The organism is Streptomyces sp. 4F14 (genome assembly GCF_048159485.1).
Lineage (GTDB): Bacteria > Actinomycetota > Actinomycetes > Streptomycetales > Streptomycetaceae > Streptomyces.
The window spans coordinates 24,838-46,591 of the sequence record NZ_JBLRVY010000044.1 but is presented as its reverse complement, the minus strand read 5'-3'; the positions used below and the strand labels follow the sequence as shown (position 1 = coordinate 46,591).

General features: G+C 70.8%; 18 protein-coding genes and 1 pseudogene. 14 read left to right on the top strand and 5 right to left on the bottom strand.

From position 1 onward, the window contains the following. Positions 1 to 77: 77 nt before the first annotated feature. On the top strand, positions 78 to 524 hold the full coding sequence (locus ACLZOT_RS45965) for a hypothetical protein (RefSeq protein WP_416975237.1): 447 nt from the start codon (positions 78 to 80) through the stop codon (positions 522 to 524). A 37-nt stretch (positions 525 to 561) separates the two neighbouring features. Here ACLZOT_RS45965 and ACLZOT_RS45960 read toward each other — a convergent pair whose 3' ends face one another. The 4 genes from ACLZOT_RS45960 to ACLZOT_RS45945 form a co-directional block, all read right to left on the bottom strand. Beyond that, positions 562 to 969 carry a hypothetical protein gene (locus tag ACLZOT_RS45960; protein WP_416975236.1) on the bottom strand — a complete coding sequence of 136 codons (408 nt, stop codon included), beginning with the start codon at positions 967 to 969 and terminating at the stop codon, positions 562 to 564. A gap of 74 nt (positions 970 to 1,043) precedes the next feature. Beyond that, positions 1,044 to 4,751, bottom strand: coding sequence for an ABC transporter ATP-binding protein (locus ACLZOT_RS45955; RefSeq protein ID WP_416975235.1), 3,708 nt, complete (start codon positions 4,749 to 4,751; stop codon positions 1,044 to 1,046). A gap of 110 nt (positions 4,752 to 4,861) precedes the next feature. After that, positions 4,862 to 5,887, bottom strand: a complete 1,026-nt coding sequence (locus ACLZOT_RS45950; protein ID WP_416975234.1) for an esterase-like activity of phytase family protein — start codon at positions 5,885 to 5,887, stop codon at positions 4,862 to 4,864. Positions 5,888 to 6,054: 167 nt separating this feature from the next. After that, complete coding sequence (locus tag ACLZOT_RS45945) at positions 6,055 to 6,900, bottom strand: serine hydrolase (protein ID WP_416975233.1); 846 nt, start codon at positions 6,898 to 6,900, stop codon at positions 6,055 to 6,057. 157 nt (positions 6,901 to 7,057) lie between these two features. Between ACLZOT_RS45945 and ACLZOT_RS45940 the strand changes: the two genes are divergently transcribed. The 3 genes and pseudogenes from ACLZOT_RS45940 (at position 7,058) to ACLZOT_RS45930 (ending at position 10,655) form a co-directional block, all read left to right on the top strand. Continuing rightward, entirely contained in the window at positions 7,058 to 9,442 is a 2,385-nt protein-coding gene (locus ACLZOT_RS45940) for a glycosyltransferase family 39 protein (protein WP_416975232.1), read from the top strand. A 71-nt stretch (positions 9,443 to 9,513) separates the two neighbouring features. Continuing rightward, positions 9,514 to 9,822: pseudogene (locus ACLZOT_RS45935) on the top strand (HAD family hydrolase); the annotation flags it as partial. A 170-nt stretch (positions 9,823 to 9,992) separates the two neighbouring features. Further along, the gene (locus ACLZOT_RS45930) at positions 9,993 to 10,655 is read left to right on the top strand and encodes an HAD family hydrolase (RefSeq protein ID WP_416975231.1); all 663 of its coding nucleotides are present in this window, start codon (positions 9,993 to 9,995) and stop codon (positions 10,653 to 10,655) included. Here ACLZOT_RS45930 and ACLZOT_RS45925 read toward each other — a convergent pair. Next, positions 10,636 to 11,859, bottom strand: a complete 1,224-nt coding sequence (locus ACLZOT_RS45925) for a helix-turn-helix transcriptional regulator (RefSeq protein WP_416975230.1) — start codon at positions 11,857 to 11,859, stop codon at positions 10,636 to 10,638. The two genes, ACLZOT_RS45930 and ACLZOT_RS45925, sit on opposite strands and share 20 nt — an antisense overlap. Positions 11,860 to 12,047: 188 nt before the next feature. Here ACLZOT_RS45925 and ACLZOT_RS45920 point away from each other — a divergent pair, with 188 nt between their 5' ends. From ACLZOT_RS45920 to ACLZOT_RS45875, 10 genes are all read left to right on the top strand, one after another. Further along, positions 12,048 to 12,317 carry a hypothetical protein gene (locus ACLZOT_RS45920; protein ID WP_416975229.1) on the top strand — a complete coding sequence of 90 codons (270 nt, stop codon included), beginning with the start codon at positions 12,048 to 12,050 and terminating at the stop codon, positions 12,315 to 12,317. Positions 12,318 to 12,391: 74 nt separating this feature from the next. Beyond that, positions 12,392 to 12,850 carry a DUF6415 family natural product biosynthesis protein gene (locus ACLZOT_RS45915; RefSeq protein WP_416975228.1) on the top strand — a complete coding sequence of 153 codons (459 nt, stop codon included), beginning with the start codon at positions 12,392 to 12,394 and terminating at the stop codon, positions 12,848 to 12,850. Next, positions 12,847 to 12,978: a hypothetical protein gene (locus ACLZOT_RS45910; protein WP_416975227.1), complete on the top strand. Its 132-nt coding sequence runs from the start codon at positions 12,847 to 12,849 to the stop codon at positions 12,976 to 12,978. Before ACLZOT_RS45915 ends, ACLZOT_RS45910 begins: the two co-directional genes overlap by 4 nt. A 441-nt stretch (positions 12,979 to 13,419) precedes the next feature. After that, positions 13,420 to 13,641 (top strand): hypothetical protein, encoded by a 222-nt coding sequence (locus tag ACLZOT_RS45905; protein ID WP_416975226.1) that lies wholly within the window; start codon positions 13,420 to 13,422, stop codon positions 13,639 to 13,641. Positions 13,642 to 13,792: 151 nt separating this feature from the next. Next, complete coding sequence (fxlM, locus tag ACLZOT_RS45900; protein ID WP_416975225.1) at positions 13,793 to 15,031, top strand: methyltransferase, FxLD system; 1,239 nt, start codon at positions 13,793 to 13,795, stop codon at positions 15,029 to 15,031. A 52-nt stretch (positions 15,032 to 15,083) separates the two neighbouring features. Beyond that, positions 15,084 to 15,275 carry an FxLD family lanthipeptide gene (locus tag ACLZOT_RS45895; protein WP_416975224.1) on the top strand — a complete coding sequence of 64 codons (192 nt, stop codon included), beginning with the start codon at positions 15,084 to 15,086 and terminating at the stop codon, positions 15,273 to 15,275. Between the two features lie 75 nt (positions 15,276 to 15,350). Beyond that, complete coding sequence (locus tag ACLZOT_RS45890; protein WP_416975223.1) at positions 15,351 to 18,410, top strand: lantibiotic dehydratase; 3,060 nt, start codon at positions 15,351 to 15,353, stop codon at positions 18,408 to 18,410. Next, positions 18,407 to 19,615, top strand: a complete 1,209-nt coding sequence (locus tag ACLZOT_RS45885) for a lanthionine synthetase C family protein (protein ID WP_416975222.1) — start codon at positions 18,407 to 18,409, stop codon at positions 19,613 to 19,615. Before ACLZOT_RS45890 ends, ACLZOT_RS45885 begins: the two co-directional genes overlap by 4 nt. Next, entirely contained in the window at positions 19,597 to 20,586 is a 990-nt protein-coding gene (locus tag ACLZOT_RS45880) for a thiopeptide-type bacteriocin biosynthesis protein (protein WP_416975221.1), read from the top strand. The genes ACLZOT_RS45885 and ACLZOT_RS45880 overlap by 19 nt, the downstream gene beginning before the upstream one ends. A gap of 124 nt (positions 20,587 to 20,710) precedes the next feature. Next, the gene (locus ACLZOT_RS45875; RefSeq protein WP_416975220.1) at positions 20,711 to 21,517 is read left to right on the top strand and encodes an endonuclease I family protein; all 807 of its coding nucleotides are present in this window, start codon (positions 20,711 to 20,713) and stop codon (positions 21,515 to 21,517) included. The last annotated feature ends 237 nt before the right edge of the window (positions 21,518 to 21,754 follow it).

Sequence of the window (21,754 nt, the reverse complement as noted above, 5' to 3'; positions counted from 1 at the left end):
ACGGGGGTCCACCCGGCCCGCCACCGACACGGAACTACCGCCGAGGTAGTCCCGCACTACTCCCACAGGGGGACACCATGCACACATCCACCACCCGCCGCGTCGCCACCACGGCCGTCGCCGGGCTCGCCGCCCTGACCGGCCTCCTCGTACAGGCGGACCCGGCCGCCGCCGCGACGGGGCGCAGCGACGCCTGCGGCAAGTACGCCTGCGGCAGCGGCACTTTCACCTGGGGCAAGAAGACCCTGAACGGCGCCATGTCAGTGAACTTCCCCTGCGGCAAGGGACTTGTCGCAGGACAGATCCGTGTCATCGTCACCGGCACCGACGGCCGTCAGCAGTTCGGCACCCCGCGCATCGCCGGCAAGAGCCGCTGCGGCAAGTACACCCTGTTCCCGAATCTGTCCTGGAAGCAGAAGGCCGACATCCGGTTCTTCCAGGTCGAGGTGGCCTCCACCAAGGGCCAGGGGCCGAGCGGCTTCCACAGCTACCGGGGCAACGTCGTGGACAATCCCCTAACCTGACAGACGGTCAGGAAAAATCTGTCGGGACAGAGCCCCGTCAGCACAGGATCCACCCCGACTTGACCTCCCCGCGCCCCACATGCCCCTCCACGCGCACACACCGGTGCCCCGCGTGGACCGTGACGGCCGGGGAGGTCCGGGCGTGCGACCAGCCCCGCTCCACCGGGGCGTTGCCTCTCGCCTGGACGGTGACGGAGATGTCCTGCTTCGCGCCGGGACGCTTGGCGAGGGTGACGGCGCAGACGTAGCCGGGCCGCTTGTAGACGACGACCTTGCCGGTGGTGAAGGCGAAGGTGCGGACCGCGCGCCCGGCGCAACTCGTCGGCACCGGCGCCTTGTTCGACGCCGTCTCGGCGACCGCCGGGGTCGCCAGAGCGAGCACCCCGGATGTCGTCAAGGCTGCCGTCACCAGCGCCAGCCACCGCCGTGTCCCGCGTTTCTCCATGGTCCCCACCCGCGAGTCGCCCGCCCCGTACAGATGTACGGACGCACGACATGTGTCGTACGGTTGCACGACCGTCACGAGGACACGGCGTCCACCGGCTCCCCCACGAACGTCCGCCACAACACGGCGTACCGTCCGCCCCGTGCGAGCAGCTCGTCGTGGGTGCCGTCCTCCGCGATCCGCCCGTCGGCCATGACGACGACCCGGTCGGCGCGTGCGGCGGTGGTCAGCCGGTGGGCGACGACGAGGGTGGTACGGCGTCCCGCGAGCCGCTGGGTGGCCTGGTTGACCTGCGCCTCGGTCGCGAGGTCGAGGGCCGCCGTCGCCTCGTCGAGGAGCAGGATGTCGGGGTCGACGAGTTCGGCGCGGGCCAGCGCGATCAACTGCCGTTGCCCGGCGGAGAGGTTGCGGCCGCGTTCGGCGACCTCGTGCAGGTAGCCGTTCTCCAGGGTCGCGATCATCTCGTGCGCCCCGACGGCCCGCGCCGCCGCCTCGACCTCGGCGTCGGTCGCGGCGGGCCGGCCGTACGCGATGGCGTCCCGGACCGTCCCCTGGAAGAGGTACGACTCCTGGGGGACGACTCCGAGGTGATGGCGGTACGACGTGAGGTCGAGGTCGCGCAGGTCGGCGCCGTCGGCCAGGACCCGCCCGGAGGTGGGGTCGTAGAACCGGGCGACGAGCTTCACGAGGGTCGACTTGCCGGCGCCGGTCTCGCCGACGAAGGCGACGGTCTGGCCGGCCGGGATCGTCAACGACACGCCGCCGAGGGCCTCTTCGTCGTCGGTGTAGGCGAAGTGGACGTCCTCGAAGGTGATCTCGCCGCGCAGGGAGAGCACGTCGAGGGGTTCGTCGGCGGACCGCGTGGACGTCGGTTCCTGGAGCAACTCCTGTATGCGGCCCAGCGATACGGACGCCTGCTGGTAGCCGTCGAAGACCTGGGAGAGCTGCTGGACGGGGGCGAAGAACAGGTCGATGTAGAGCAGGTAGGCGACGAGCGCGCCGGTCGTCAGGGTCGCCGCCTCGACCCGGCCCGCGCCCGCGATCAGGACGGCCGCCGCGGCGGCGGACGACAGGAGTTGCACGAACGGGAAGTAGACCGAGATGAGCCACTGGCCGCGCACCCGGGCCTCGCGGTAGGCGGTGGAGCCCGCCGCGAACCGGACGCCGCCGTCGCGCTCGCGCCCGAACGCCTGGACGATCCTGAGGCCGGCCACGGCCTCCTGGAGGTCGGCGTTGACGGTGGAGATCCGCTCGCGGGCCAGCTCGTAGGCGCGCACGCTCGCCCGCCGGAAGTAGTACGTCGCTACGACCAGAGGGGGAAGGGTGAGGAAGACGACCAGGGCGAGCTGTACGTCGATGACGACGAGCGCGACCATGATCCCGAAGAAGGTGACGACGGAGACGAACGCGGTGACCAGTCCGGTCTGCAGGAACGTCGACAGCGCGTCGACGTCCGTGGTCATCCGGGTCATGATCCGGCCGGTCAACTCCCGTTCGTAGTAGTCGAGTCCGAGCCGCTGGAGCTGGGCGAAGATCTTCAGGCGCAGCGTGTAGAGGACGCGTTCACCGGTCCGGCCGGTCATCCGGGTCTCGCCGATCTGAGCCGCCCACTGCACGAGCACGGCGAGGAGTGCGAGCAGGGAGGCCGCCCAGACCGCGCCGAGGGCGGCCTCGGTGACGCCGCTGTCGATGCCGTGCCGGATGAGGACGGGCAGCAGCAGGCCGACGCCCGCGTCGACGGCGACGAGGCCGAGGCTGATCAGCAGCGGCGTACGGAATCCGCGCAGCAAGCGCCGTAGCCCGTACGACTCCTCGGGGGTGACCGCGCGCGCCTCGTCGATGCCGGGGGCGTCGGTCGCCGGGGGCAACGCCTCGACCTGGGCGAGGAGTTCGGGGGTGGAGGGGGTGCCGGACAGGGCCGTGTCGCCGGTCGGGCGCTCCCCCGCCCAGAGCCTCGGGGTGATGCCGCGTTCGGCGTCGAACTCGGCGTCGAGTTCGTCGCGTACGGTCGTGTCCTCGGCGGGCTGCGGGGGCTGGGCGTGGCCGGGGCTGACGCCGCCGAGGCCGTCGGGGTCGGTCAACAGGCGCCGGTAGAGCGGGGACCGGCGCTCCAGCTCGTCGTGGGTGCCGACGTCGGCGAGGCGTCCGGCGTCCAGGACGGCGATGCGGTCGGCGAGGTTGAGGGTCGAGCGGCGGTGCGCGATGAGCAGCGTCGTACGGCCCCGCATGACCTCCTTGAGGGCCTCGTGGATCTCGTGCTCGACGCGGGCGTCGATGGCGGAGGTGGCGTCGTCGAGGATGAGGAGGCGGGGGTCGGTGAGGATGGCGCGGGCGAGGGCGACGCGCTGGCGCTGGCCGCCGGAGAGGGTGAGGCCGTGTTCGCCGACCTTCGTGTCGTACCCGAGGGGTAGCTCGGTGATGAAGTGGTGGGCCTGGGCGGCGCGGGCGGCGGCCTCGACCTCGGCGTCGGTGGCGTCGGGGCGGCCGTAGGCGATGTTGTGGCGGACGGTCTCCGAGAAGAGGAAGGAGTCCTCGGGTACTAGTCCTATGGCGGTACGCAGGGAGGCGTACGTCAGCTCGCGGACGTCGTGGCCGCCGATCAGGACGGCGCCGTGGGTGACGTCGTAGAACCGGGGCATCAGCAGCGACAGGGTGGACTTGCCGGAGCCGGAGGCGCCGACGACGGCGAGGGTCTCGCCGGGGCGGATCTCGAAGCTGAGGCCGGACAGGACGGGGCGGTCGTCGTCGTAGCCGAAGGAGACGTCGTCGAACTCGACGGTGGCCGGGGCGTCGGCGGGCAGGTCCTTGGTGCCCTCGCGCATCGTCGGCTCGGTGTCGATGAGTTCGAGGACGCGCTCGGTGCCCGCGCGGGCCTGCTGGCCGACGGTGAGGACCAGCGCCAGCATCTTGACGGGGCCCACGAGTTGGGCGAGGTAGGTGGAGAACGCGACGAACGTGCCGAGGGTGATGCTGCCGCGTACGGCGAGCCAGCCGCCGAGGGCGAGCATCGCGACCTGGCCGAGCGCGGGGACGGCCTGGAGGGCGGGCGTGTAGAGGGAGTTGAGGCGTATCGTGCGCAGCCGTCCGGCGAACAGGCGGCGGCCGACCTCGCGGAGCTTGCCGGTCTCCTGGTCCTCCTGGCCGAAGCCCTTGACCACGCGGACGCCGCTCACGGCCCCGTCGACGACCCCGGCGACGGCGGCGGCCTGGGCCTGCGCGTACCAGGTCGCCGGGTGGAGGCGGTTGCGGCTGAGGTTGGCTATCCAGATCAGCGCGGGGCCCACCGCGAGAGCCACGAGGGTGAGCGGGACCGACAGCCAGGCCATGACGACCAGGGAGATCACGAACAGGGCGATGTTGCCGATCGTCATCGGCAGCATGAACAGGAGGCCCTGGATGAGCTGGAGGTCGCTGGTGGCGCGGCCGACGACCTGCCCGGTGGACAGCTCGTCCTGGCGGCGGCCGTCGAGCCCGGTGATCGTCCCGTACATCTCGGTGCGCAGGTCGTGCTGGACGTCGAGGGCGAGGCGGCCCCCGTAGTACCTGCGGATGTACGTCATCACGTACACCACGAGAGCCGCGGCGATGAGGGCGCCCGCCCAGGGGGCCATCGAACGGGAGCGGTCGCCGATGACGTCGTCGATGATCACCTTCGTGATCAGCGGGACGACCGCCATCACGGCCATACCTCCGAGGGAGGAGCCGAGGGCGAGGAGCGTGTCCTTCCGGTAGCGCCAGGCGTACCCCGCCAGTCGTCGTGCCCATCCCCGTTGCGCTGCCACGCGGTGCCCTCCTGCGGAATCCGATGCCTACCCGGAAGGCACCAACACGGACAGAACCGGATTTCATCCCTCCGCAACAAACGCGGCCGATTCGTGACTGTGCGTGACCGTCAGCGCGTCCGCACCCGCAGGAAGTAGAACCGGGTCGTCTGTACGGCGTTCTGGTTGTCGTCGCTGACCAGCGTCACGCGCAGCCGGCCGCCGGACCGGCCGGTGACCGCCATGCCCTCGATGTTGTCGAGCAGCGGGTTCGGCTGGGGCTGTTTCGCGGTGGCCCCGAGGCTCGGGCAGTCGGCGAGGTCGGCGAGGAGCGTCTTGCGTACGGTCCGCACCTCGGGCTGCCCGGTGAGGTACTCGACGTCGCGCGTGTCGCTCGCGCGGCGCGGGTCGGCGAGGTAGAGGCGGACCGTGTTGCCGACGCCCGCGGTGAACCCCCGCTCCAGGACGAGGAGCCGGCCGTCGGGCAGCGCCTGGACCTCGGGGACGCCGAGGCCGGTGTCCGCCCGGTAGGCGTACTGCGCGCCGGGCACGAAGCCCTTGCCGTGCCGCCGCCAGGTCTGGAAGCGGACGGTCCCGGCGCTGTCGCCGGTCAGCGCGTACTCCATGGACGCCAGCAGCGTACGGCCCCCGTCGGCCCAACTCAGGCCCTCGAACGTGCCGTTGGACACGGCCCGCCCGGCGGGCGCGACCTGGAGCGCGGCGGGGACGGGAAGCCGGTCGAGGATGCGGCCGTCCCGGTCGTAGCGGCGTACCGACGGCTCGGTCTCCGAAGTGATCAGCCGGGTGCCGTCCCGGTCGACGACGAGCCCTTCCGAGTCGAGGGCCACGCCCTTCTCGTCCGCGAGCTGAACGGCCTTGCGGGGCTGGAGAGTTCGCCGGTCGAGCGAGAAGAGGGCCGACCGGTCGGAGAGGGCCGCGAGGGTGCCGTCCGGATCGGGGGCGAGGGCGGAGAAGTTGCCGACGAAGGTCCCGTCGTACGTCGTCTTGTCGAGGGAGTCGGAGAAGCCGTCGATGGTCACGGCGGGCGAACAGGCGTGGTCCGCGGGCGAGTCGGCCGCTGCCGGGCCCGCGGCGGTGAGCGTGGTGGCCGCCGCCAGGCCGGCGGTGAGGGTGGCGAGTACGGTTCTCAGGCGCATGCACGGCACCGTAGGGCGCGCGGGTGTCCGCGAGAAGAACGCCGCGCCACGGACGCCGTGCGGTGAACGCCGTTCGGTGGACGCCGTGTTGTGCCCACCGCGCCGCGACCGGCGTACCACGAGCCCCGGGAGGCCCGGCCGCGGGGAGGCCGGGTACCGGTCGCGGCTCAGGACGCCTTGAGGTCCGCGTGGACGACCTTGGCGACACCCTGGATCGTCGCGATCCCGTAGTTCATGGTGCTGTTGCCGTGCGTGAGGACGGTGATCGTGTAGTCGTGCCCGCCGCCGGTGAACGTGCCGACGCTGTGCACGCGCCAGCCGTTGGTGGCCCGCTGGAGCCAGCCGTTCTTGACCCGGACGGCGACACCGGCCGGAGCGCCGTAGGGAGTTCCCCAGCGCTGGGACGAAACCACCTTGCTCATCAGGCCGTTGACGTACGAGCGCGAGCCGTCGGTGAGGACGGCGTTCTTCGCGTGCAGCAGCTTGAGGAGCTTCTGCTCGTCGGTGACCGTGATCTGGGTGAGGCCCCAGTAGCCGTTCGCGCCCGGCTTCGTCTGGGTCATCGCGGCGGCCTTGAGGAAGTTCTTCACCTTGGTGACGCCGAGCTGCTTCCACAGGGTGCTCGTGGAGGCGTTGTCCGACTTGGTGATCATCGCGGTCGCGAGGGACTTCTCGCGGGCGGTGAGGGAGCGCTTCGACTTCTGCGCGTCCCACAGGAGCGTCGACAGGACGGTCACCTTGACGACGCTGGCCGAGTCGTACGCCGAGGACGCCCGCAGGGTGCAGTTCGTGTTGGTCGTACGGTCGTAGACGCCGACGGCGACCGTGCCCTTGCGGGAGGCGAGCGCCGCGGTGATGTCCTTCTTGAGTTTGGTGGCGAGGGCCGCCTTGGACGACGTACAGGTCACGGCGGGCGCGGCGGCCGAGGCCGGGACGGCGGCGGTTATGAGCAGGCCGGTGCCGAGGGCGGCGACGGCCGCCGCTCTAGCACGTCTCGAAGTAGATGGAGTCATACCTGAGTTGACTCATGGGTTCGATGGAATGGTTGTACGGGTCCTCAGCACGGTTGGGCAAAGGTTGCACAACGCGTTACTCCGCCCGGTGCGCTTTCACAGGTGACGGCCAGCTTCGGCACAGCGGCCGCCAACTTGGGCTTCGCACCATGCTCGGGTGACATCTGCCACCGATCCCCACCCCCACACGACCGCGCCCGTCTCCCCGGACCGGCCGCCGCCCGAGCCGACCGCGGACGCCGGACCCGGGAAAGCGCCGCGCTGGTCGCTGCCCGCGCTGCTCGCGATCCTGGTCCTGGCGGCGGTCCTCTACTCCTGGAACCTCGCCGGTTCGAGCCTCAACAGCTTCTACAGCGCTGCCGTGTTGAGCGGTACGGAGAGCTGGAAGGCGTGGTTCTTCGGCTCGTTGGACGCCGGGAACTTCCTGACCGTCGACAAGCCGCCGTTCGCGCTGATGGTGATGGGCCTGTCCTGCCGCGTCTTCGGCTTCGGCACCTGGCAGATGATGCTGCCGATGGTCCTGGTGGCGCTGGGCACGATCTGGATCCTGCACGCGTCCGTGAAGCGGGTGTGGGGGCACGGCGCGGCGGCCGTCGCCGCGCTGGTCCTCGCGCTGACCCCGATCACCGTCGCCATCAACCGCGACAACAACCCCGACACGCTGCTGGTGTTCCTGATGGCGGGCGGCGCGGCCCTCGCGCTGCGCGCCGTCCACAACGGCAGGGTGCTGCCGCTGCTCGGTTCGGCCGCGTGCTTCGGGCTCGCCTTCAACACGAAGATGCTCCAGGGCTACATCGCGCTGCCGGCCGTCTTCGCGGTCTACCTCTACGCGGCGAAGCCCGGGCTGGTGAAGCGGATCGTCAACCTGCTGCTCGCGGGTGTAGTACTCGCGGTTTCCTCCTTCTGGTGGGCCGCCGCGGTCTCCCTCGTACCTGAGGACGACCGGCCCTACATCGGAGGTTCGACGGACGGCACCGCCTGGAACCTGATCATGGGCTACAACGGCCTCGGCCGGGTCTTCGGCGGCGACGGCAACATGGGCGGCGGAGGCGGGGGCGGCGGTGGAGGCGGCGGCTTCTCCGGCACCGCGGGGATCGGCCGGATGTTCAACGACGTCCTCGGCGGACAGATCTCCTGGCTGCTCCCCTTCGCGGCGATCGCCTTCGCCGGCGCCGTCGTCCTGTGCGGCCGCGCGCCGCGCACCGACCTCACCCGGGCCGCCGTCCTCGTCTGGGGCGGCTGGCTGGGCCTGCACTTCCTCACGTTCTCCATGGCCGAGGGCACGATGCACCCGTACTACACGACCGCCATGGCGCCCGGGATCGCGGCGCTGTGCGGGGGCGGCGGCGCGATGCTGCTGCGCGCGTTCCGTACGGACAAGCGGTGGGTGTGGGTGCTGCCGGTGGCCCTCGCGGCGACGGCCCTCTGGTCCGTCGTACTGCTGCGGCGGGCCTCCGGCTGGAACACCTGGCTGTGGCCGACGGTCGGTGTGCTGATGGCCGCGGCCGTCGTCGGGCTGATCGTCTTCCGCTCCGGGAACCGGGTACGGCTGCTGGCGGCGTCCGTCGCCGCGGCGGTCGTCGCGTCGGTGGCGGGACCCGCGGCGTACGCCTGGTCGGTGCCGTCGGGGTCCGGCGGAGGTATGGGGGGTACCAACCCCACGGCCGGTCCGACCACGGGGAACGGCGGGTTCGGCGGGGGTCCCGGTGGGGGCGGCGGTATGAGGGGTGGACAAGGCGGCTTCCCCGGCGGCCAGGGCCAGCGCGGTCAACAGGGTGACGGTATGACACCCGGCGGAGGGAACGGCGGGATTCCCGGCGGCGCCCAGGACGGCACGGGGCAGAACGGGACCGGTCAGAACGGGTCCGCCCAGAACGGCCGGCCCGGCTCCGGCCAGAACGGCCAGGCCCCCGGCGGCACCGGCGAGACGGCCCAACTCCCCGGCGGAACCGGCGAGATGGGTACGCCGCCCAGCGGCACCGGCACCACCGAGGGCAACGCCGGCTCCGGCACCCAGGGCGGCCCCGGCAACACCACCGGCGCCACCCCCGGCGGGGGCGGCATGGGTGGCGGCGGCATGGGCATGGGCGGCGCGAACAGCGAGCTGATCACCTACCTGAAGAAGCACCAGGACGGCGCCAAGTGGCTGCTCGCGGTGTCGAGTTCACAGAGCGCGGCACAGCTGATCCTCAGCAGCGGCCAGCCGGTGATCTCCATGTGGGGCTGGTCCGGCAGCGACAAGGCGATGACCCTCGCCAGGCTGAAGGAACTGGTCAAGAAGGGCGAGCTGCACTACATCCAGATCGGCGGCAACGGCATGGGCGGCGGCCCCGGCGGCGGCTCGAACGTCAGCTCCGAGGTCACGGCGTGGGTGCAGAAGAACGCGACGGCGGTGAAGGAGAGCGAGTACAGCAAGAGCGCGTCGACGTCGACGAGTTCGACGGCTACGACGGGTTCGGCAACGACAGAGTCCGGCAGTGAGTCGTCGTCCACGTCGAACACCTCGACGATCTACCGCCTGGACCCCTCGGACGTGACCTGACCCTCCCCTACGCGGCCCTCGACCCCACCGGGTCGGGGGCCGCTTCCGTCATACCCCATAAGCTCACGAAGGTGATCGACACCATCGTGCTGGACGTGGGTGAGACCATCGCGCGAGACGACCGCTACTGGGGAGCCTGGGCCGACTGGTTCGGCGTACCTCGCCACACGGTCTCCGCGCTCGGCGGAGCCGTAGTGGCCCAAGGCCGTGACAACTCCGACGCGTTGCGGCTCATCCGTCCCGAAGCCGGCCTAGTGGCCGAGTACCGGAAACACACAGAGGCCGGCCGCGGGGAGCAGTTGGACGAGTCCGACCTGTACGACGACGTCCGCCCGGCCCTCACCGCCGTCCGCCGGACCGGCGTACGCGTCATCAATGCCCGCGTAACGGCCTGAAGTTCACAGACCTCATCCTGTCCAATGCGTCCCGAGGTCTGCCGCGATCGATCGTCAGAGTCGCTCGGTGACGTTCGCTCGCCCCCACCGCCCCTTCGCCTGCGAGCGGAAGGGGCTCTTCTGTCATGCCCAGGCACCCAGGCATGATGAAACCCATGATTCGCGCTGTGATCTTCGACGTCGGTGAGTGCCTGGTGGACGAGACCACCGAGTACGGCACTTGGGCCGACTGGCTCGGTATCCCACGTCATACCTTCCACTCCATGTTCGGCGCTGTCATCGCCCAAGGCCGTGACTACAGAGAGGTGTTTCAGGAGTTCCGGCCTGGCTTCGACCTGTACATCGAGCGCGGGCGCAGGGCCGAGGCCGGGAAGCCCGAGCACTTCGGAGAGACGGACCTGTACCCCGACGTCCGTGACACCTTCGCCGCTCTCCGCGCGGACGGACTGTGGGTCGGGATCGCCGGCAATCAGACGGTCCGTGCGGGTGGCATCCTGCGCGAGCTGTTCAGTGCCGACGTCGACCTGATCGGCACCTCGGACGACTGGGGCGCCAGCAAGCCCGACCAGGCGTTCTTCCACCGCGTCGCCGAAGTTGTCCCCGCCGAAGCGGACGAGATGCTGTACGTCGGCGACCGTGTCGACAACGACATCCGGCCTGCCGTCGCCGTAGGCATGCACACCGCCCTCATCCGCCGAGGCCCGTGGGCGACGATTCAATGGAACACCGAGGAAGCCGGGAAACTCCCGACGTTCCGCATCGAAAGCCTCCTCGAACTCTCCGGTCTGGTGCGGGAGTTCAACGCGCGAGGGCACTGACCGTCGTCGACCACCCATACAGCCGGTCGTCCAACTCGCGCACGCACCGCTCGTGCTGGTGCGGCGCCAGAGTCCGCCGCACCTCCCGAATCCGATCCATGCCCATCGCGTACCAGGTCCGCTCCAGTTGGTCGAGAGCACGGACCGCATACGCGCACGCTGCCTCGGGGTCGCCGGCCGCGGCCTCGACAGCGGCGAGGTCGCCGAGCACGACCGCGATCTGCTTCTCCTCAGGCTCCAGGGAGTCGAGGACTCCGAGGAGAGTGGCCCTTGCTTGGGGCAGGTGGTTGGCCTTGAGCTGGGTGTTGCCTTTGAAAGCGGCAAGACGGACCGGGCTGAACCAGTCCATCCACTCAGGCGTCTTGTGTTCGGAGCCGTGAGCGAGCACGTCCTCGGCATGGCCGATCAGGTGCAGCGCGGTCCGCGTGTTCCCGCAGCGCGTTTCGCACTCCGCCTCCACCGCATCCAGCCACGCGAGCAGTTCGGCAGACGCCGGACTCCGGCGGGCGTAGGTGCGTGCGGCCACCATCCTTTCCACCGCCGCCTCCCGGTCCCCCGCCCAGGCTGGAGCGAACGCAGTGTGCGCAAGGACCGCAGCACCGAGTAGAGGATCGTCCGCCTCGCCTGCTGCCTGGAGCGCACGGAGAAGAGTCTGCTGGGAGCGGCCGGCGTCGCGGAGGTCGAAAAACTCGATCCTGCCCGCAAGGAGATACGTCTCCGCGAGCGCCGCCGCTACGCGTTGCCTGGTCTGCCCAGCAGTCTCGGGAAGCAGGGCACAGCCGAGGGAGGCGTGCGCGATGGCGGCGGGGTGGAGAGTGGCGGGGGCGACGGACCAGTACAGGCGGCGGTGAGACCGGGTGATCGCCTCATAGTCCGCGGCGACAGTCGCGGGCTGCATGGCCACAGCCTGAGTGGGAACGGACGGCAGGCCGACTCCTGGGGTCTCGGCGAGCGTGCTGATGTGGCGACGAGACTTCGCAGGGAGACCGCCAGGCGGGGTGAAGCCGAGCGATTCCAGGTCCTGGCCGAGCAGGCGAATGAGAGCCTGGGCCACCTCGGGTTGGGGCCACGGCGGTGATTCGGATTCCCATCGGCGGACCTGACGGACCCCCACCTGGAGGGCATCGGCAAGGGCCTGCTGGGAGTTGAACCCAGCCGCCGTCCTGGCTGCCTTGAGACGGGTGTTACCTGAGGGCCGTGCCACTGCTCCACCTCCACATCGAGCCCTGCAGAGAGTGTCCCTCAAAGCCCTGTTGACGACTAGCCATTCCCCTTGCGAGTTAACAGAAGTCCTCTTTACGCCCTGGAAAAGTCCCTCGGAAGTCCTCGGAAGTGCCGTTCTGCAAGGCCAGGCTGAGACACGCCAGATTCCAGGCCGCCAAGGAGCCACTCGTGTCGACGCCGCCGTTACTGTCCGCTGAGGAGTGCGCCCTGTACGACGCAGGGCATACGTGGGATGCCATCCGCGTACCCCACCCGCTCGGCCTCGCCGCCATGCGCATTCTCGGCAGGGGATCTGTGATGGCGATCCCGGCGGAGCGCCGTACGGACGGACCCGGCGCGCACTGGTTGATCTGCCCCGGAGAGGACGGCTGGCTCACCGACCCCGCTGCCCTGGCGGCGGCGCTCGGAGACAGCGTCGCCTCGCACGGGCCCGAATAGGCCGCTGCCGCGAAACCCCGGCGACCGTTCGCGGCGGCCCCGGGGCACGGCCAACGCTGCAAAGGAGCGTCAACATGGCGAACCGTATCGCCCCTCAAGGGGCTCCTCGGCCCGCTGGCTCGATCACGCCTGCCTACGAAGTGAACCGGCACGGCACGATCACCAAACAGGCGAGCAGGGCGGACGCGCAGCCGTCGCTCACCTCGATCTGCGCCGCTGCCGAGTGGTACGGCACGCAGAGCACGCTGCTGCGGCACGGCGAAGTGGCCGAGTTCGGCGAGCAGTTCACTGCCTGCCTCGCGCAGTTGGTGCCGGAGTCCAAGGAGATGGCTGAGCGCTTGGACCCTGGCGACGCCGAGGCGGAGACCGCGCTTGCCGCCGTCAGGACCGCCCGTATGCGGATGGACCGCCCGAAAGCCCCGGGTTTGAGGGGTGAGTCGGAGCGAGTCGGTGACCTCGCGCTCTCGGTCAGCGCTCTCGCCCACCACCGCGAGAAGCTCACCGCCGCGTTGGCCATGCTGGAGGCACGATGACCAGGCCGATCCACGCCCGCCCCAACGAGACCCGGCGCCGTCGGCTCCTCGGAGTCGCGTACCTCTCCGTACTGGTCACCCTGATCGTCGCCCTGGTCTGGGGAATCGCCTCCGGGGGTTCGTTGTGACGCCCGCCCGACTGCTCTGGCGGGGTATGCCGGTGCCTTGGGTGACTCCCTGGAGCCATGAGCAGACGGTGCCCGGCAGGTTCGTCCGGCACGTCAACGAGGAGTCCGAGGAGCGGCTCGGCTACGCGGACGAGCGCCCCTCGGACCGGCGCAACGGTGTCCTGTGAGTGCGGATGTCGGTGGCACGAGGGCGCGGCGAGCCGGACTTCGCGGGCCTGCGCCAGCGGCAGGCGATGACGCACATGCTGTGCCAGGTGTGCGGGACCACGACCGTCGGCACCCGCGCGGACGAACGGCACCTGTTCGTCTTCGTCGCCCGTGGCGATGACTCCCCCGTGCTGGAGGGAGAGCGGGTCATCGTGCCGCCCGTGCACGAGACCTGCGCCCTCCAGGCCATCGAGCAGTGCCCCCACCTGCGCCGGAGCTGGACCGCAGCCCTCGGTGGACCGGGCCCCGTCCTGGGGCGTCGTCGGGGCCCTCATCCATCCGGGCGCCCCCGACCTGATCAGTGACCCGTCCGATCTGGTCGAGGTGCCGTACGCGGACGAGCGGCGTCTGCGCTGGATCTATGCCTTCCGCGAGGCCGTCTCCCTCCATGGGGTCGAGCCGATCGACCTCGCCCGCCTGGAGATCGAGGCCCGAACGGCACGGGCCCCGGCATGAAGTCGGTCACCGGTCTGCTCGTGTACGTGGCGGTCGTGACCGCTCCTGTCCTCGCCCTGGTGCCAGCGCGGACGCCGATCTGAAAACGCACCCCTACGGCGCGGTTCTGCGCCGGTCCTCAAGTCAACAGCCAACAGACCGAAGGAACTTCATGACCGACACGACCGCCGAACCCGGCGAGGCAACCCGCCTGCGGAACCAGGTGGTGGACCACCTGCGCGCGGACGGCACGATCTCCTCCCCCGAGATCGAAGCCGCGATGCGTAAAGTGCCACGCCACGAGTTCACCCCCGACGCCCCGCTGGACAAGGCGTACGACACGTACGCGGCGGTGATCACCAAGGTGGACCGGTACGGCGTGCAGCTCAGCTCCGTCTCCGCCCCGCAGATCCAGGCCATGATGCTGGAGCAGGCTCAGGTGAAGCCCGGTATGAGTGTGCTGGAGATCGGTTCGGGCGGGCTCAACGCGGCCTACCTCGCCGAACTCGTCGGTGAGGACGGCCATGTCGTCACCGTGGACATCGACCCCGCCGTGACCGAGCGCGCCGCGCGCCTGCTGGCCGCGCACGGCTACGACACAGTGCAGGTCGTCACCGCGGACGCGGCCGAGCCGATCACCCCCGGCCTCGGCGGGTTCGACGTCATCCTGGTGACCGTCGGGGCCTGGGACATCCCCCCGGCCTGGATCTCGCAGCTCAAGCCGGGCGGCCGGCTCGTGGTGCCGCTGCGGATGCGCGGCCTGACCCGTTCGATCGCCTTCACGCAGGTGGTCGGCGAGCACGGCAGTCACCTGGAGAGCGAGTCTGCGCTGATCTGCGGCTTCGTCCCGATGCAGGGGTCGACCGCTCACCAGGAGGAGTTGCTGTTGGTCAACGGCACGCCGGAGATCGGCCTGAAGTTCGACGACGGCCTGCCGGCCGACCCGCACCGCCTCGACAACGCCGTCACGGCGCCGCGCCACGAACTGTGGACCGGCGTCACCGTCGGCCTCCGGGAACTCCTCGACACCCTCCAGATGGCGATGGCGATCGGCCTTCCGGGCTTCTGCACGATGGCCGTCGACGAGAACCTGGACACGGGTCTGGTCGCGCCTGTGAACAAGCGGTTCGCCCTGGCCGCCGTCGAGGACGACACCTTCGCCTACCTCGTCACCCGCCGCACCGAGGACGCCCGGCACGCCGAGTACGGCGTGCACGCGCTCGGCCCGCACGCGAAGCAGTTCGCCGACAGGATCGCCGACGTGCTCCGCGACTGGGCGGCCAACCGTCGCGGCGGCCCGAGCCCGGTCGTCCGGGTCCATCCGGACGGCACCCCCGACGACCGGATCCAGGCCGACCAGGTGATCGACAAGGTGCACAGCCGGATCTCGCTCTCCTGGCCGCCGGCGTGACACCTGGGCCAGGTACTCCCGCACCATCCGATCAAGAGGAAGGCAGCACATCATGACGAGCGCCACCCTGGCCCCGCCTGCCCAACTGGCGGACCCGGACGACGACTTCGCTCCCCTGGACGTGAGGGTCGTCATCGCCGAGCACCCGCACGGCAAGCTCATGTGCTCCACGGGCGACGGCTGCGGCAGCACCTGCGCAACCGGCGCCTCGGCCTGTACTTCGTTCGTGGAGGACCCGGCCTGACCTCACCGGTGGGCCGGGCGAAGCTCTCTGTCCGGCCCCCTGGGTCCCTCCCCCCTCTCTCACAGAAGGGTCCCCATGGCATCCCGAGCAGCCGACTACCGGTGGCAGGGCGTTGCGCTGCTGCGCGCCACCACCAGCCCCGGGCCGGCAGACATCCCCCGAACCCTCGACCTGGACGACGTGACCGTCACCCGCGGCTGGCTGACCCGCGTCTGGCAGCGCGAGGACTTCCGCAGCGCGCTGGAACTGGCCACCCCCACCCTGTCCCACGCCATCGAGACGGCCGTCCAGGGACAGCGGACCGATCCCCGTCACGTCCGCCGTACCGCACTGTCGACGGCCTCCTACCTCCTGCGATGGCAGCACCGCCCGATCCCGCTCGGCCTGTTCGCCGGCACCGCGCCGGTCTCCGTCGGGCCCTCGGCGACCTCGCGGTGGCGCGAGAAGCACCGCGTGACGATCCGGCCGGACGCCGAGTGGGTCACCGACATCGTCCTCCGGCTCCAGCGCACCCCCGCGTTACGGGAGCGGCTTCCGATCGTCGCGAACAACGCCGCCCGCGTCCGCGGCGACCGGCTCGTGGCGCCGGGCCCGCCCTCCGACGGCCACGCCGTCCTCCTGGCCCCGGTCGAGACATCCGTACGCAACACCCGGTCGGTGGCCGCCGCCATGGACGCGGCCCGCACCCCCATCGCGTACGGAGACCTCCACAACCGCCTCCGCGAGCGCTTCCCGAACGCCTCCGCGCATCAAGTCGACACGGTGCTCACCGACTTGGTCGAGCAGCGGTTCCTGATCACCAGCCTGTGGGCTCCGATGACCACGGTGGACGCCTTCCGGCACCTGTGCCGCGAACTGGAGCGGCACCAGGCGGACCACGTCCCTGAGGTACGGGACCTGGTCCACGCGCTGTACGCGCTGCGCGACGACGTGTCCGCCCATCAGCCGGCGCTCTCCGACACGAGCGTGAGCGCCCTCGTCTCGCGGATGCATACCTTCACCACGGTCACCCCGACACCGCTGCTCGTCGACACCGCACTCGACTGCGAGACCCAGCTCCCGCACGCCGTGGTCGCGGAAGTGCAAGCAGCGGTGTCGGCGCTCTACCGGATCACCCCGCAGCCCTACGGCTACCAGCACTGGCGCGACTACCACCGCCGCTTCCGGGCCCGGTACGGGGTGGGCGCCCTGGTGCCGGTGATGGACCTGGTCGCGGACAGCGGCCTGGGTCTGCCCGCCGGATACGTCGGCTCCGAACGCGGCCCGGCACCGAAACCGCGCACCGACCGCGACGAGCTGCTGCTCGCCCTGGTGCAACGGGTCCTCCTCGACGGCCGCGACGAACTCCGGCTGACGGACGGCATGGTCGACGCCCTGGAGAAGGCCGCCGGTGGCGACGAGCGGCTGTTCGTGCCCCGGGTGGAGGCCGCTTTCGAAGTCCACTCCCCCAGCACCAGGGCGCTCTCCGACGGCACCTTCGACGTCCTGCTCACGGCCGTACCCCGGCCCGGCAGCAGCATGGGCGGCCGGTTCGCCCACGTCCTGCCCCCTGAACAGCAGGACGCGCTCGCCGCCACCTACCTCGGAGCGCCGGGCGTCCTCAGCGCGCAGCTCGTGTTCCCGCCACGCCGTCACCGCAACGAGAACGTCGCCCGTACCCCGCGGCTGCTGCCGTACGTCATCGAGCTGTCCGGCCACCGGGAGGCGGACGAGACGACGATCCCGCTCGCCGACATCGCCGACATCGCCGTCACCGCGGACCCCCGCAGCCTCCACCTCGCACAGCTCTCCACCGGCCGACATATCGATGTACGGGTCCTGCACGCCCTGGAAGGCGGAACGCAGACCCCGCCCCTGGCACGCTTCCTCGCCGAAGTGGCCACCGCCCGCCACGCCGCCTACAAGCCCATGGACTTCGGCGTCGGCTCCCGCCTCCCGTTCCTTCCCCGGGTGCGCTACCGCCGTACCGTCCTCCTCCAGGCCCGATGGCTGCTCACGGCCGACGAGTTGCCCGGCCGCAAGGCCCCGGCGAAGGAGTGGGAGCGCGCTCTCACCGCCTGGCGGGAGAGGCTGCGCGTCCCTGTGCGGGTCGCCGTCGTCGAGTACGACCAGCGCCTTCCCCTCGACCTGTCCCACCCGGTCCACCTCCGGCTGCTGCGCGCCCACCTCGACAACGCCCGGCACACGGAACTGCGCGAGGTCCCGGACGCGGACGCCCACGGCTGGATCGGGCGCGCACACGAGATCTGGCTGTCCCTGGGCCTCTCCCAGCCCGGCGCCACCGATACGCCGCAGTTCCGCCCCGCCACTCTGCCGATGCCGGAACGCACCGGCGACGTCCTCCACGCACAGCTCCACGCCCACCCGCGCCGCTACGACGAGATCCTGAGCCACCACCTCCCCCGCCTGCTCGCCGCCTTCGGCGACACCCCGCCGCTCTGGTGGTTCACCCGGCACCGGGAGATGGCCCGCCCGGACGCCGACCAGCACCTCGACCTCACACTGCACCTGCCGCCGGACGCGTACGGGGCCGCTGCCCAGCACCTCCGTACCTGGGCGGACGACCTGCACAGGAGCGGACTGGCGTCCGGACTCGTCCTGGCCCCTTACCAGCCGCAGACCGGGCGCTTCGGCAGCGGGGCCGCCATGGACGCCGCGCACCGGGTGTTCGCCGCGGACTCCGCCGCCGCCCTCGCGCAGATCCAGCTCACCGAGCGCACCGACGCCATCGCCCCGCAGGCCCTCGCCGCCGCCGGCGCCCTGCGCCTCGTCACCCCGCTGGCACCGGACACCGCAGCGGCCGAGGAGTGGCTGATACGCAACCTCCCCCGCAGTACGGGGCCGCTGGACCGGGCCCTGCGCGACCAGGCGCTCGAACTGGCCCTGGAACACAGCGCCTCCGCGCTCGCACCCCTCCCCGGCGGCCCTGCGATCACCGAGGCGTGGCAGGCACGTACCGCCACTGTGGACGCCTACCGCAACACCCTGACCGGCCGGCTCGACCCGTTGGGCACCGCCCGGTCGCTGCTGCACCAGCACCACGTCCGGGCACTGGGCGTCGACCCGCGCACCGAAGAGACCACGATCCGGCTCGTACGGACCGCGGCCCTCCAGCACCGCAGGACGGCCCGATGACCGCGGCGAGCCTGGAGCAGTACACCGCCCGTCTCGCACACCCCGCGCCCCCGTCTCCGGACGAGCCGTGGGCAGCGCAGTCCCTCGCCGACGGCGCCGCCGGCATCAGCCTGCTGCACATCGAGACGGCCGCCCGTCACGGCGGTTCCTGGCACACCGCCCACCGATGGATCACCGCCGCGGCCGCCGGACACGTCAGCGCGGCCGACACCACCGGCCTCTTCCTCGGCGCCCCGGCCCTCGGCTTCGTCCTCACCACCGTCCCCCCGGCCTTCCAGCACCTGTACGACCCGGCACGCCAGACCCTGCACCAACACATCACCGCCCTGGCCCACCGCCGTGTGGACGCCGCGCTCACCCGTATCCGCAAGGGCGACCTGCCCACGTTCGCCGAGTACGACCTCCTCCACGGCCTCACCGGCATCGGCGCCTACCTCCTGCGGACCGACCCCGAAGGGCTCGCCCTCGCACGAGTCCTCAAGTACCTGGTCGCCCTGGCCCGCCCGCTCGTCCCCGACGGCCGCGCCCTGCCGGGCTGGTGGGTCCGCCACGACCCGGCCCGAGGTACATCCCCCCATTTCCCGGGCGGCCACGCCAACTTCGGCGCCGCCCACGGCATCACCGGCCCGCTGCTCCTCCTCGCACAAGCCCTGCGCCGCGACATCACCGTCTCCGGTCACCGCGAGGCCATGTGGACCATCTGCGAACACCTCGATACCTGGTGCCAGTTGAGACCCTCCGGTCCCTGGTGGCCCGAGCACCTCTCACGCCGCGACCTCGACGCCGGACGGCCCCACCATGAGGCCCCCGCCCGGCCGAGCTGGTGCTACGGAACCGCGGGCATCGCACGGGCCGGACCGCTCGCCGGACTCGCCCTGCACGCCCCCGACCTCCAGGCGTTCCACGAGAACGCCCTGTACCGCGCCCTGACCGACCCCGAACAGCTCGCCCACGTCACCGACTCCGGCCTGTGCCACGGCTGGGCAGGCATCTACCAGACCAGCGTCCGCGCCGCCGCCGACACCCTCGACCCCCGCCTCCGCACCCTCCCGGAGCTCCTCGGTCCCACCCTCGCCGAACGGACCCGGACCGGTGGCCCTCCGGGGCTGATCACCGGCGACGCCGGCACGGCACTCGCCCTGTCCACGCACACCTCGCAGCAGGCACCAGTCACCGGATGGGACGCATGTCTCTTGATCAACTGACTCGGGCGACCGAGTCGAGCCCGACGTACCTCGCCGTCCTCGCTGTCCTCGGCGGCCTGCCTATCACCGACGCGGCACACCAGTACCGGCTGGATCCCCTGGTCCTCTCCGACGCGGTCGTCGTCTACGACCAGGCCGGCCGGGAAGCACTGATCCGCCACATGGTCGCCGCCGACTGGTGGCAGACCTACCTGTACTTCACCGACTGGACGAACGCCGACACCACCTTCACCACCCACGTCCTGCCCGTACTGCGCGAGGCGGAGACCACCGGCGCGATCGACGGCTGGTGGTACACCCGGAAGCACCCCTGCTGGCGCCTGCGCCTGCGCGTCCAGCCCGTCACCGGCGCCAAGCTGTCCGTCGGGGAGGGTCTGGACCGCCTGGTCTCCGACGGCCACCTCCAGCGCTGGTGGCCCGGCATCTACGAGCCGGAAACCCCGGCGTTCGGCGGGAAAGCCGCCATGGCGGCCGCACACCACCTGTTCGTCGTCGACAGCCGGGAGGCCCAGCAGGTACGTCGGCACCACGACCTCACCGTGGGACCCCGGGAACTGTCCGTCTTCCTGTGCACGATCATGATGCGCGCGGCCGGGCTGGAGTGGTACGAGCAGGGCGACGTCTGGCACCGCGTCATCACGGACGAACACCGCTCGGCCGTCAGCGGCGTCCCGACGGAACAACTCGACGCCCGAGCCCAGGAGATTCGCCCCCTGCTCCTCGCCGACAGTGACGTCCTGCTGCGCCCCGGAGGGCCGTTGGAGCCCGTCACCGAGTGGGTCGCCGCCTTCCGCGACACAGGGCAGGCGCTCACCCGCTCAGTCCAGGACGGCACACTCGACCGCGGGCTGCGACAGGTGCTCAGCTACCACGTGATCTTTCACTGGAACCGGCTCGGACTGTCCTTGCGGGGGCAGAGCGTGCTGGCCTGGGCGGCCAAGACGGCGATCTTGAGTGGTCAACTCGCGTAGATCACCCCCGATTTGCCGTTTCTTGACACCGAACAGACATGCCGGATTCATTTACATGACCTCATGTCCATGTCACGCTCCCCCTGTTGCCCCCCACTCAACACGCGTAGACAGGACACTCCTCATGCCGGCGACAAGCACACGCCGCCACTGGAAGTCAGTGGCTCTGACGACGACCGCGGTCCTGGTGGGCCTCACCGCACCAGCCATGACGGCGACCCCGGCCGCCGCCACGACGACCGCGTACGACGCGACGTACTACAAGAACGCGGTCGGCAAGACGGGCGCGAGCCTCAAGTCCTCGCTGCACACGATCATCAGCAGCCAGACGAAGATCTCGTACTCCGCCGTGTGGGACGCCCTCAAGGCGACCGACCAGGACCCGAACAACAGCAGCAACGTGATCCTGCTCTACAGCGGCGTCTCGCGCAGCAAGTCGCTCAACGGCGGCGACGTCGGCGACTGGAACCGCGAGCACGTGTGGGCCAAGTCGCACGGCGACTTCGGCGAGGCGACCGGCCCCGGTACCGACCTGCACCACCTGCGCCCGGCGGACGTCCAGGTCAACAGCATCCGCGGGAACCTGGACTTCGACAACGGCGGCAGCTCCGTCACCAACGGCGGTGGCAGCAAGGTCGATTCGGACTCCTTCGAGCCGCGCGCCGCGGACAAGGGCGACGTCGCCCGCATGATCCTGTACATGGCCGTGCGCTACGACGGCGGCGACGGCTTCGCCGACCTGGAGCCGAACGAGAAGGTCAACAACGGCAGCAACCCGTACATCGGCAAGCTGTCCGTGCTGAAGGCGTGGAACGAGGCGGACCCGCCGAGCGCCTTCGAGGAGCGCCGCAACCAGGTCATCTACGACACGTACCAGCACAACCGGAACCCGTTCATCGACCACCCGGAGTGGGTCGAGGCGATCTGGTAGCAGCCGCTTCCACCGACGCGGGCCCTTTCCCGACCCGGGGGAGGGCCCGCGTCGGCGTCGCCCGCCGGGCGCCCCGCCCGCATACCCTCCCCACAGCTCGGCCACAAAGATCGGCAAGCCTCCACGGCCGCCACGGAAAAGCCCCGCCGGAAAACCCCGACTCCCTTTTCTGACAAGGGAGTTGGCCTTCCGGCCCCGGGCAGCCGATCATGGGCGGACCGGTCGAGCGGAGGGGAA